We start from the raw sequence: 12,437 nt of genomic DNA, 5'->3' as shown, positions 1-12,437 counted from the left end.
CGCTGATAAAAGCGGCAGTAGCTCATTTTCCTATCGTTTATACTTCATCTTGATAAACGGTATTTTTTGATTCAATCTATAAGGCTAAAATAACAAATCCAATTCGCCTTCTTGTTCCACTTAGGCGCTTGAAAGATTAATTTAAATCCGCTTCAAATAATAAAAACAAGATATGCCTCTTAGCTATTGCCGAACATGTTTTTTAGTTGTCAGATAAAGCGTGCGACTGAATAGGCTTTAATGCAATTATTCGATGCCGGCAAATTTATGAGTCTGCAAACTTAACAGCCATTTATTATTTTCGCGACCCTCATTAATTTTGCCTAACAAGGTAATAGTGTCATGCATATTCATCACGCCATTATTTTCACAAGGGGAAAGATAATAGCGTTTTGCATCAATTTGCTTTTCAATATATTGGCAAAATGGTAGAAAATCGGGGTGATTTTCGACAACAATTCGCACTTCATCGGCGAGCGGTTGGGCGATTTTTTGATAGCGAGATTGATAGCAAAATTTAGGGCTTAGTGCGATATAGTCAATCAGCAGATCGACTTTGCCCAGACCATTACTCTCAATGGCAATAAAATAACCGGCTTGTTTGAGTGACAAGAGCAGCTCCGGCAACGCTTTAACCATAGTTGGCTCACCGCCGGTGATAATAATATTTTTGCTTTGATACTGCTTAAGCGTTGCTAATAGCTGCGTTAAGGTAAATCGGCTAAATCGGCGAAAATCGGTATCACACCATGCACAATTTAAATTACAACCGGCAAAGCGAATAAAAATTGCCGGCATACCAGTATTGTAACCTTCGCCCTGTAAAGATTCGAAGATTTCAACAATGCGAAATTCAGTCATTTTTAGCTCCGGCGGTACTCGCAGTAAGATGTCGGGGTTTCCCAAAGTTTGATCATCGAAACGGGTAGATATTGCGCTAAGCAATCGAAGATGTATTGACACATTCCTTCAGCAGTTGTACGGCAAGGAAAGGCAAAAATTTTACGATCCATCTGCTTTAATAAATCGGCAATCCGGCACTCGTTAGCGTTATTTTGGTTGTATAAATAAGCATGATCGAGCGGATCAACAATATGTTGTTTAACAATTGCTTTTAAATCAGCGTAATCCATGACCATATCAGCACTTGAGCCGCTGGTAATAAGTTCACCACTGATCTCAACTAATAAGCGATAGGTATGACCGTGCAGGTTATGACATTTTTTATTATGCCCGTCTAACATATGACAAGCATCAAATTGAAACTCTTTAGCTATTTTGAACATGATATTATCCTAGTTTTTTTACGTGGGATGGGTTACGAACCACGGTTAGATGACCTAACAAAACGAGCGGCTAATATAATCGATAAACGTTGATTTGTCATCTTTCAATTGTCATTTAATGATAGTTTAAGTAAACTGATGCGGTGATTTTCATCACGTTTTCTAATACAAGGTTAACTGTGTCTTATTTGCGTTGTTTTGTTGTATAAATTCTGTAAAAAAATATTCTCAATCAGCTCTTGAAATTTCATCTTCCACACTCATTTAGTGATCATGCAAATGGATTGAATGCTTCGCCATTTGATCCAAATCTATTGCACAGGAGATAAATAATATGAGGTTAGACAAACTCACAAATAAATTTCAACAAGCTTTAGCTGATGCGCAGTCTTTAGCATTAGGTAAAGATAATCAATATATCGAGCCTGTTCATGTACTTTCCGCCATGCTCAATCAAGAAGGCAGTAGTGTTAAACCATTATTAGCTTCGGCTGGCGCTAATATCGCTCTATTACAACAAGAATTAACTCAAGCGATTGATCGTTTGCCGCAAGTACAAGGTGCCGGCGGTGATGTGATACCTTCACAAGATTTTATTCGAGTACTAAATCTTTGTGACAAATTATCGCAAAAAAATGGCGATAGTTATATCTCATCTGAACTATTTATTTTAGCCGCTTTAGAAGATAAAGGCAGTTTAAGTGACATACTTAAACGTAGTGGCGTGACGAAAGATAAATTTAATCAGGCGGTAAATCAAGTAAGAGGTAATGATAACGTGAACGATCCTAATGCAGAAGATCAACGTGGTGCGTTGAAAAAATATACTATCGATTTAACCGAACGTGCTGAACAAGGCAAACTCGATCCGGTTATTGGTCGTGATGAAGAGATTCGCCGTACTATACAAGTATTGCAACGTCGTACCAAAAATAACCCGGTACTTATTGGTGAGCCGGGGGTCGGTAAAACCGCTATCGTTGAAGGTTTAGCACAGCGTATTGTTAATCGTGAAGTACCGGAAGGGTTACGTAACAAACGTGTTTTATCATTAGATATGGGTGCTTTGATTGCCGGCGCTAAATATCGTGGTGAATTTGAAGAGCGTCTTAAAGCAGTACTTAAAGATATCGCCAAAGAAGAAGGCCGTATCATTCTATTTATTGATGAGATTCATACCATGGTTGGGGCAGGCAAAAGTGATGGTGCGATGGATGCCGGTAATATGTTAAAACCCGCATTGGCTCGTGGTGAATTGCACTGCGTGGGCGCAACCACTCTTGATGAATATCGTCAATATATTGAGAAAGATCCTGCGTTAGAACGCCGTTTCCAAAAAGTCTATGTGGCTGAACCAAGTGTTGAAGATACGATTGCCATTTTACGTGGTTTGAAAGAACGTTATGAAATTCACCACCACGTACAGATTACCGATCCGGCTATTGTGGCGGCGGCAACGTTATCGCATCGTTATATTTCAGACCGTATGTTACCGGATAAAGCAATCGATTTAATTGATGAAGCGGCTTCGAGCATTCGTATGCAAATGGATTCTAAACCGGAATCATTAGATCGCCTTGAAAGACGCATTATTCAGCTAAAACTTGAGCAACAAGCGCTTAAGAAAGAGTCTGATGATGCAAGTAAAAAACGACTTGAGATGCTAAATGATGAACTTGCTGAGAAAGAAAAACAATATGCGTCACTTGAAGAAGAATGGAAGTCAGAGAAGGCAGCAGTTTCGGGCACTCAAACTATCAAAACAGAGTTGGAGAAAGCTCGCACTGAAATAGAGCAAGCACGCCGTGCCGGTGATTTAAACAAAATGTCAGAATTACAATATGGCAAAATCCCGGAATTGGAAAAGAAACTTGCCTCAGCAACACAGTTAGAAGGCAAAACCATGAAGTTATTGCGTAACAAAGTCACCGATAACGAAATTGCCGAAGTATTATCGAAAGCAACCGGTATTCCTGTTTCCAGAATGCTCGAAAGCGAAAAAGATAAATTACTACACATGGAAGATGCGTTACATAAACGTGTTATTGGTCAAGATGAAGCGGTGGTTGCGGTGGCTAATGCGATTCGTCGTAGTCGTGCCGGGCTTTCTGATCCAAATAAACCGATCGGATCGTTCTTATTCTTAGGTCCAACTGGTGTAGGTAAAACTGAGCTTTGTAAAGCACTGGCAAACTTTATGTTTGATAGTGAAGATGCCATGGTGCGGATTGATATGTCAGAATTTATGGAAAAACACTCAGTCGCTCGATTAATTGGTGCGCCTCCGGGATACGTTGGTTACGAAGAAGGTGGCTATTTAACCGAAGCGGTAAGACGTCGACCATATTCAGTCATTTTACTTGATGAGGTTGAAAAAGCGCATCCGGATGTCTTTAATATTTTATTACAAGTATTAGATGACGGTCGCTTAACCGACGGGCAAGGTCGCACGGTTGATTTCCGTAATACGGTAATTATTATGACCTCTAATTTAGGCTCAGATCTTATTCAAGGTCAAGTCGAGTTAAGTTACGACGAAATGAAAGCGTTAGTGATGACTGTTGTCACTAAACACTTTAGACCGGAATTTATCAATCGTATTGACGAAACAGTGGTCTTCCACCCACTAGGTCAAGAAAACATTAAAGCGATTGCTAAAATTCAATTGGCACATGTTGAAAAACGCTTAGAAGAACGAGGCTATGAATTAGAAATCTCTGATGCCGCATTAGAACAGCTTGCGAAAGTTGGCTTCGATCCAATTTATGGTGCAAGGCCGTTAAAACGTGCAATTCAACAAGAGATTGAAAATCCGTTAGCTCAACAAATTTTAGCAGGGAAATTAGTACCGGGTAAAACCATTCATTTGGACTTAGTCGGTGATAATATTGAAGCTAAACAGTAATTTGTGTGGTTGAATAATGAAAATAAAAACCGGAAAACATGATGTTTTCCGGTTTTTTTATTGGTAATGATTACTGAACAAATTATCTTAAGTAGCCTAATTATAAAGGACTGACTTTAGAGAATTTAAAGATAAATTCAGGCTCTTTGACTTTACCGTCTAAAGTCAAACTTGATTCATAAATACAAGTATCGCTATCATCAAAGAATTGACCGGAAAATTTCACTTTTTGACCTTTCTTTAAGTTGGCAACAGCATCAAACAGTGGTGTAGAAGGTTGAATTAATGTGTTATGGAAACTATCCGAAATTGCGTTATTCCAAGTTTCGACATAAACATTTTTAGCTATCTCAATCTTTAAAATGCCCAGACCGTCTGAATTGGAATCAATTTTGCTTACCGTTCCAATCCAATCTTCGACCGTTAATGGTCCCATATTGGCACAAATCGTTTTGTTTCTTTCTCTTAGCGCATTACCTTTTTGCATATCATTATCAGCTTTTTTGGCTTTATCAATAGCGAGTAATGATGCATCGATTAAAACAGTTTGATTAGCGGGATACTGAATTTCCGGCTCAGACTCCTTTTTGCTCTCACTGCTATTACCGGCAAAAATGGCTAAGACTAAGAAGCCTACGCCGGCAATAACTATTTTTTTGCTTAAAGACATCTTCTTTTTGGTTGCGTCAGTCATAAAACATTCCTTTTTATTTCCATTGACTATAAAAAAAAGCGATCACAGTTTAGATGAATCTCATTTTTTCTACAACACTGTTTTATTAATCGTGGCTAAGCATTTTGTTCGTTTTACCATGCTCGATGTTGATGTATTGTTGATATTAGCAGTTAAACTTAGCTGTTTTATTGACTTGTCATCTGACCGAAATGTGATATCAATGCTTAAGATATCATCAGTATCAACACCATTAAAAGATAGCGTTGAGATTGCTCTATTAATAAGGATTACAATAACTCATCAGAAATAGAACAAGCATTAATCTTGCCAAATATTGCATAAAATTGCATAATCAATCACAGTAATGATCTATCTCGTAAAATAAGTGAAAGGAAAAATGTATGATTAAGTTAATTATCAGTGATTTAGATGGTACTTTTTTAAACGACAGGGGCGATTATGATCGACAGTTATTTGCTAAAGTGTATGAGCAAATGGCAAAACAGGGTGTCCATTTTGTCGCTTGTACCGGTAAGCAGTGTGAACGGGTAGAAGAGCTGTTTGGTGATTATCGTGATAAAATTTGGATTGTTGGTGATAGTGCGACGGCAATTAAATTTAATGGTGAGTTTATCTACCGCTCATTTTTAGCCAATCAGTTAGGTCAACAAATTATTGCCACTCTCGAACAAGTTAATAAAAATCATGTTATTATTGCCTGTACTGCAAATGGTGCGACCATTAAAGCCAATTTGCCGGATCGGTTAAAACAAAAAGTACGACAATCTTATGCGGCAATGATTGAAGTTGATGATTTTAAAACTATTACTGATGATTTTATTAAAATTACCGTTTACGATGAAAACCAACAATGCCCGCAAACTCGCACCCATTTAACCCCTTATGAAAACCAAGCCTATATTGTGGTATCTGAAGCAGCATGGATAGATATTACAGAACATAATGTGCATAAAGGTAATACCATTAAAAAATTACAACAACTATTAAATGTTGATTATGGGCAAACCATGGCATTTGGTGACGGTTATAACGACATTGAATTGCTCCAGCAGGCTCAATATAGTTTTGCTATGCGTAATGCTTTTGATGAAACCAAAGCGGTTGCTAGATTTATTACCGGTTATAATGATGAAAGTGCAGTATTAAAAACCATTCAACTTATGTTGGATTTGCAGGCTCAGCCAAAAGCCGAATCTTAGGTTAAAAAGCGCATGAACTTAAACCAGCTCAATTTGTAAATTGACTTGTTCAAAGCCTTCAATTTTTGATTCACGACTGGCAATAACAATATCAATATCTTCACAAGTTGCCACTTTATAGCGTGCAACTTGCAACATTTTATCGGCAATTACCGCAGCGATTACCTCGTTACTTTGCGCAATCAGCTCTTTTTTAAAGCAAGCATCTTCATAATAAACCGCACTTAACCCGGCTTGCGGATCGAGTCCGCAAACGCCAATAAAAGTTTGATCAAAAATCATATTACGAATTTGATTGACGGTATCGGCGCCCATGGTGCTGCCGGTTTGTGGATTGACTTTGCCACCGACTAAAATCAGCTCACCTTTGTTACGGCTACTTAAGACGGTGGCGATTTGCGGGGAATTGGTGATAATGGTTAAATCCATATCTTGAGGGATGTAACTTGCCATAGCAAGATAAGTCGAGCCGGCATCGATAAAAATACAGGAATGGTTTTTAATCAACATAGCGCATCGCTTAGCGACTTTGGATTTTTCATCGACACTTTGCGTCATTCTGGTTTCGAAGCTTGCTGACTGTTTTAACTGACTGACCGCACCACCATACACACGCTTACAGATTCCGTTGCGAGCAAGTTTTTGCAAATCTCGACGGATAGTGTGCTCTGACACGCCAAGTTGCGAGATTAAATCAGCACTCACCACCCGGCCTTTTTCAGCTAAGAGCTGCTGAATGTAAGCTTGTCGTTGTTCCGGAAAGGCATTAAAGTCAATCATTTAAAGTCCTTTTGTGAATATTTGTATCGGTGAAAGATTATGATTGATAATCATACCGATATCGTAGGGAAATATCAAAGGTGATTAAGGGAAGGGGGGAGGTGTTTTTTTTAATAGGTTAAAAGTGTGTTTTTATACTGAAACGTAGGTGTTTTCTGAAACTTTTTAACAAGAGTTTGTGTTTTTACTTAAACACCTATATTTTCTGAAAGTTCTTGACAAGGTTTTATACTTTTATTGAAAGTTGCGGGTTTTTGGTTTACAGGTTTCGGACGCTGTTGATTAGTCGATAATTTCAATACGATGTCAGCGTCCGAATTAGGGGGATTTTGTGCATAATCCCCCTAATAACCCCCTCGCAGCACCACCCAAAGCGGTCTTCGACTGCCCTCCGCCTTCGTTCGGTCTTAACGCACCGGCGCTGATTTGTTCCGGACAAAGCAGCGCCTCGCCAAACATCCTTGTTTGGCGTGCTAACCTCGCTCAGTTGTCGGCGCTTTGTGAAGGTGCGGGTGGGTGCACTTGTTTGTTTTTGGGAAAGGTAATGGTAAGCGGTTTAAAAATAGTAGTGGAGTTTAAAATACAAACTTTATAAACCCTTTTTTTTAGCTAAAAATAAAATATTAAAAATCAATATATTGCAAAAGCGTTAGAAAAAAGGGTTTTTAAACCTAAAATTGCCCTTTGAGTTTTTATAAACGATGTTTATAGTATGTGAGATTCTAGTTTACAGCTGCATAAGCTGTTTAGAAAGTCAGCCGCAGCTGACGCATCAAGAATTGCATGTTTACAGCTGCATAAGCTGTTTAGAAATTGCAGCTTTCGAGTAACTCTGAACAAATCATGTTTACAGCTGCATAAGCTGTTTAGAAAAGCAGCGGGTGTTTTTTGCCCATGTTCGTGCTCTTTGCAGCTGCATAAGCTGTTTAGAAAAAGCATCATGCTAATACCGATCCCCGTTAATACTTAGCAGCTGCATAAGCCGTTAATAAATCAGAACACTTACCAAAAGCTTTATCTAGCATATTTACGGCTGCATAAGGAGTTTATGATATTTTTGAAATATCTAAAACTTTTGTTTTTATACTGAAACGTGGGTATTTTCTGAAACTTTTTTACAATGGTTTGTGTTTTTACTTAAACACCTATATTTTCTGAAAGTTCTTGACAAGGTTTTATACTTTTATTGAAAGTTGTGGGTTTTTGGTTTGCAGGTTTCGGACGCTGTTAATTGGTTGATATTTTCATTACGGTGTCAGCGTCCGAATTAGGGGGATTTGGTGCGAAATCCCCCTAATAACCCCCTCGCAGCACCACCCAAAGCGGTCTTCGACTGCCCTCCGCCTTCGTTCGGTCTTGACGCACCGGCGCTGATTTGTTCCGGACAAAGCAGCGCCTCGCCAAACATCCTTGTTTGGCGTGCTAACCTCGCTCAGTTGTCGGCGCTTTGTGAAGGTGCGGTCTGGTGCATTTGTTTGTTTTTGCGAAAGGTAATGGTAAGTCGTTTAGAAATAGTCGTGGAGTTAAAAATACAAACTTTATAACCCCTTTTTTTTAGCTAAAAATAAAAATATTAAAAATCAATATATTGCAAAAGCGTTAGAAAAAAGGGTTTTTAAACCTAAAATTGCACTTTGTGTTTTTATAAACGATGTTTATAGTATGTGAGATTCTAGTTTACAGCTGCATAAGCTGTTTAGAAAGATTTCGGTTACTTTTGATTCTGCGCCGGTTTGTTTACAGCTGCATAAGCTGTTTAGAAATTGCAGCTTTCGAATAACTCTGAACAAATCATGTTTACAGCTGCATAAGCTGTTTAGAAAAGCAGCGGGTGTTTTTTGCCCATGTTCGTGCTCTTTGCAGCTGCATAAGCTGTTTAGAAAAAGCATCATGCTAATACCGATCCCCGTTAATACTTAGCAGCTGCATAAGCCGTTAATAAATCAGAACACTTACCAAAAGCTTTATCTAGCATATTTACGGCTGCATAAGGAGTTTATGATATTTTTGAAATATCTAAAACTTTTGTTTTTATACTGAAACGTGGGTATTTTCTGAAACTTTTTTACAATGATTTGTGTTTTTACTTAAACACCTATATTTTCTGAAAGTTCTTGACAAGGTTTTATACTTTTATTGAAAGTTGTGGGTTTTTGGTTTGCAGGTTTCGGACGCTGTTAATTGGTTGATATTTTCATTACGGTGTCAGCGTCCGAATTAGGGGGATTTGGTGCGAAATCCCCCTAATAACCCCCTCGCAGCACCACCCAAAGCGGTCTTCGACTGCCCTCCGCCTTCGTTCGGTCTTGACGCACCGGCGCTGATTTGTTCCGGACAAAGCAGCGCCTCGCCAAACATCCTTGTTTGGCGTGCTAACCTCTCTCAGTTGTCGGCGCTTTGTGAAGGTGCGGTCTGGTGCACTTGTCTGTTTTTGTGGAAGGTAATGGTAAGTCGTTTAGAAATAGTCGTGGAGTTAAAAATACAAACTTTATAACCCCTTTTTTTTAGCTAAAAATAAAAATATTAAAAATCAATATATTGCAAAAGCGTTAGAAAAAAGGGTTTTTAAACCTAAAATTGCACTTTGTGTTTTTATAAACGATGTTTATAGTATGTGAGATTCTAGTTTAAAGCTGGATAAGCTGTTTAGAAAAGTCGATGCCAGCTCAGGAGCGCCGTTTGATGGTTTAAAGCTGGATAAGCTGTTTAGAAAATTAGCAACACTACAAACACTGAACGCAAATCGTTTAAAGCTGGATAAGCTGTTTAGAAAATTGACGGCAGATTCAAATATGAATATATAGGGTTTAAAGCTGGATAAGCTGTTTAGAAAAACGCGCTTTAACGCTTCTGATGTCAATATGTGTTTAAAGCTGGATAAGCTGTTTAGAAATCATCCAAATCCGCTGAATTATCACCAGAGCCGTTTAAAGCTGGATAAGCTGTTTAGAAATACTGTAGGGGGCTTTCAATCTTTCACTAATCTGTTTACAGCTGCATAAGCCGTTTAGAAACAACAATTTCCTGTTTTTTTACCAGACAAAAACTTTACAACTGCATAGGATTATGGATATTTTTGTAATATCTAAAACTTTTGTTTTTATACTAAAACATAGGTATTTTCTTAAACTTCTTGTCAATGTTTTTTAGGCTTTGCTTTTATATCACATTGCTTTGTATTAGTAATTTTCGTTGCTGGGTAGGGTTGATAATTTTTTTTTATTATTAAATTGTTAAATATCACGTTATATTATTTAGCCAAAATTTAGTCACGAGAATTTATTATGAAAACATTAGTAAAAGCATTGTTTATAATGGGTGGTTTTATTTTTCCTTTGGTTAGTCATGCGGCTTTGCCTGAGACGATTAAAATTGGGGCTGATACGTCTTATGCGCCTTTTGATTTTATCAATGCCGAGGGGGAGATCACCGGTTTTAATATTGAGATTACGCAAGCTTTATGTGAGAAGGCTCAAGTTAAGTGTATTTTTCAGTCGACTGATTTTGATGCGTTGATTCCGTCTCTTTTAGCCAGGAAGATTGATATGATTTCTTCTTCATTAATGATGACCGAGAAGCGCAAAAAGCAGATTGCTTTTTCTGATGAAATTTTTCGCACTCAATCACGTTTGATTACGAAGGAAGGAGCGGATTTATTGCCGACGGTTGAATCTTTAGCCGGGAAACGTGTCGGGGTTGAGCAAGGTACTGCGCAGGAGCATTTTGCCAATGATAAATGGCGATCGCATGGTGTGACTATTGTGCCATATCAAAATCAATTACAAGTATTTTCTGATCTGGCAGCAGGGCGGTTAGATGCAGCTTTGCAAGATGAAGTGACCGGTAGTTATGCATTTTTAAAACAGCCACAAGGTAAGGGTTTTGCCTTTGCTGGCGAGGTTTTAAGTGATAAGGACTATTTTGATGTGGGTGTTGGTTTAGGTTTTCGTAAGAACGATGACCAATTGCGTGAAGCATTTAATCAAGCTTTAAAGGCGATTATTGCTGATGGCACCTATAAAAAAATTAACGATAAATATTTTGATTTTAACGTCAATAGCCAACTTAAATAGTCGATGCAAGGTTATAGTTCATTAATTTTTCATGGGGCTTGGTTGACCATTAGTTTAGCTTTAGCCTCATTAGTTTTGGCAATGATGATAGGGATTATCTGTGCGCTGGGTAAGTTATCTAAACGCAGAGTGATTAGGTTAATTTGTCAGGCTTATACGTCGTTAATTCGTGGCGTGCCGGATCTAGTGTTAATGATGCTGATCTTTTTTGGCTTGCAGTTTGCGTTAAATAATCTGACCGATTTTTTACAGATCGATATCATTGAAATCGATCCCTTTATTGCCGGCATCATCACTTTAGGTTTTATTTACGGGGCTTATTTTACTGAAACATTTCGTGGCGCTTATCTGTCGGTTTCAAAAAATACCTTAGATGCCGCAACGGCGTTGGGATTAACTCAAAGACAAGTGTTTGTTAATGTCATGTTTCCATTGATGATGCGCTTTGCCTTGCCGGGGATTGCTAATAACTGGTTAGTGGTATTAAAAGCGACAGCTTTAGTTTCGTTACTCGGGCTATTTGATTTAGTTAAAGCAACCAAAACTGCTGGTGAAGCCACCTATCAACCTCTCTATTTTGCCCTCATTGCTGGCGGTTTCTATCTGTTTTTTACCTCAATTTCAAATATCGTATTATGGTGGCTGGAAAAGCACTATTCTATCGGTATGAATAAAGCTAAATTATAAAGAGTTTTATTATGATAGATATTTTGCAAGACTATTGGAAAGCCTTATTATGGACTGACGGTTATCATATTACCGGGCTTGCGATGACACTTTGGATCTTGATTGTATCAGTAAGCTTGGGTGGTATGTTAGCGCTAATTTTAGCGGTCGGGCGTAATTCGCAATATCGTGTGATTAAGTTGCCAATCTGGTTATTTACCTATATTTTTCGGGGAACGCCACTGTATGTGCAATTGTTGATTATCTATACCGGTCTTTATACCCTAAGTATCGTTAAGGATAATGCTTGGCTGGGTGATTTTTTTCAAAGTGGTTTAAATTGTACTATTTTAGCTTTTACCCTTAATACCTGCGCTTATACGACTGAAGTTTTTGCTGGCGCTATCCGAAATGTGCCACAAGGTGAAATTCAAGCTGCTATTGCACTGGGCTTTAATCGGTTTGATCTTTACCGCTATATTATTTTGCCTAGAGCATTTGGCATTGCGTTGCCAGCTTACAGTAATGAAGTGATCTTTATGTTACATTCTACCGCACTTGCTTTTACGGTAACCGTGCAGGATGTGATGAAGATAGCAAGGGATATTTATGCCGAAACTTATCAACCTTTCCATGCTTTTTCGATTGCGGCGGTCATCTATTTATGTGTCAGCTTTACACTTATTTTTGCTTTCAAAAAGTTAGAACAGCATTGTTTAGCGTATATGCGCAAAGATGAAACTGAATTTAAGGAAAAATCTACATCTAAATAGAAATAAACAATCAGACAGCGTATAAATCATTGCCTGATTGTTATAACGAGTGGGTAGG

Annotated in this window: 9 protein-coding genes, 3 CRISPR repeat arrays and 1 riboswitch; of the genes, 5 read left to right on the top strand and 4 right to left on the bottom strand. The window is 38.2% G+C overall.

What is annotated here, in order from left to right; translation table 11 throughout:
• Positions 1-246 precede the first annotated feature (246 nt).
• Positions 247-861 carry a 7-carboxy-7-deazaguanine synthase QueE gene (locus GYM74_RS07545; protein WP_220217617.1) on the bottom strand — a complete coding sequence of 205 codons (615 nt, stop codon included), beginning with the start codon at positions 859-861 and terminating at the stop codon, positions 247-249.
• 2 nt (positions 862-863) lie between these two features.
• Complete coding sequence (gene queD, locus GYM74_RS07540; RefSeq protein WP_220217616.1) at positions 864-1,286, bottom strand: 6-carboxytetrahydropterin synthase QueD; 423 nt, start codon at positions 1,284-1,286, stop codon at positions 864-866.
• 3 nt (positions 1,287-1,289) lie between these two features.
• A riboswitch (PreQ1 riboswitch) is annotated at positions 1,290-1,335 on the bottom strand.
• A gap of 285 nt (positions 1,336-1,620) precedes the next feature.
• On the opposite strand from queD, the gene clpB reads away from it, so the two are divergent.
• A complete protein-coding gene (gene clpB, locus GYM74_RS07535) occupies positions 1,621-4,191 on the top strand; it encodes an ATP-dependent chaperone ClpB (RefSeq protein WP_220217615.1) in 2,571 nt (856 codons plus the stop codon).
• A 100-nt stretch (positions 4,192-4,291) separates the two neighbouring features.
• Here the strand turns inward: clpB and GYM74_RS07530 are convergent, their stop codons facing one another.
• The gene (locus tag GYM74_RS07530; RefSeq protein WP_220217614.1) at positions 4,292-4,885 is read right to left on the bottom strand and encodes a hypothetical protein; all 594 of its coding nucleotides are present in this window, start codon (positions 4,883-4,885) and stop codon (positions 4,292-4,294) included.
• A gap of 383 nt (positions 4,886-5,268) precedes the next feature.
• Here GYM74_RS07530 and GYM74_RS07525 point away from each other — a divergent pair, with 383 nt between their 5' ends.
• Positions 5,269-6,087: a Cof-type HAD-IIB family hydrolase gene (locus GYM74_RS07525; RefSeq protein WP_220217613.1), complete on the top strand. Its 819-nt coding sequence runs from the start codon at positions 5,269-5,271 to the stop codon at positions 6,085-6,087.
• 18 nt (positions 6,088-6,105) lie between these two features.
• Here GYM74_RS07525 and GYM74_RS07520 read toward each other — a convergent pair whose 3' ends face one another.
• Positions 6,106-6,867, bottom strand: coding sequence for a DeoR/GlpR family DNA-binding transcription regulator (locus tag GYM74_RS07520; RefSeq protein ID WP_220217612.1), 762 nt, complete (start codon positions 6,865-6,867; stop codon positions 6,106-6,108).
• Between the two features lie 726 nt (positions 6,868-7,593).
• A CRISPR array of direct repeats spans positions 7,594-7,860; the repeat unit is 27 nt; unit sequence TTTACAGCTGCATAAGCTGTTTAGAAA.
• Between the two features lie 681 nt (positions 7,861-8,541).
• Positions 8,542-8,870: a CRISPR direct-repeat array (repeat unit 23 nt; unit sequence CAGCTGCATAAGCTGTTTAGAAA).
• Between the two features lie 622 nt (positions 8,871-9,492).
• Positions 9,493-9,881: direct repeats of the CRISPR family, unit length 28 nt; unit sequence GTTTAAAGCTGGATAAGCTGTTTAGAAA.
• 270 nt (positions 9,882-10,151) lie between these two features.
• Between GYM74_RS07520 and GYM74_RS07515 the strand changes: the two genes are divergently transcribed.
• The 3 genes from GYM74_RS07515 to hisM are packed head-to-tail and all read left to right on the top strand — an operon-like array spanning position 10,152 to position 12,379.
• On the top strand, positions 10,152-10,940 hold the full coding sequence (locus tag GYM74_RS07515; RefSeq protein WP_220217611.1) for a lysine/arginine/ornithine ABC transporter substrate-binding protein: 789 nt from the start codon (positions 10,152-10,154) through the stop codon (positions 10,938-10,940).
• A 3-nt stretch (positions 10,941-10,943) separates the two neighbouring features.
• Entirely contained in the window at positions 10,944-11,627 is a 684-nt protein-coding gene (locus GYM74_RS07510) for an ABC transporter permease (protein WP_220217610.1), read from the top strand.
• Between the two features lie 11 nt (positions 11,628-11,638).
• A complete protein-coding gene (hisM, locus tag GYM74_RS07505; protein ID WP_220217609.1) occupies positions 11,639-12,379 on the top strand; it encodes a histidine ABC transporter permease HisM in 741 nt (246 codons plus the stop codon).
• The last annotated feature ends 58 nt before the right edge of the window (positions 12,380-12,437 follow it).

Origin of the sequence: Gilliamella sp. ESL0405 (genome assembly GCF_019469205.1) — a bacterium.
Taxonomy (GTDB): domain Bacteria; phylum Pseudomonadota; class Gammaproteobacteria; order Enterobacterales; family Orbaceae; genus Gilliamella.
Note: the sequence above shows the minus strand (reverse complement) of the source record. Positions and strands in the feature narration are given on the sequence as shown.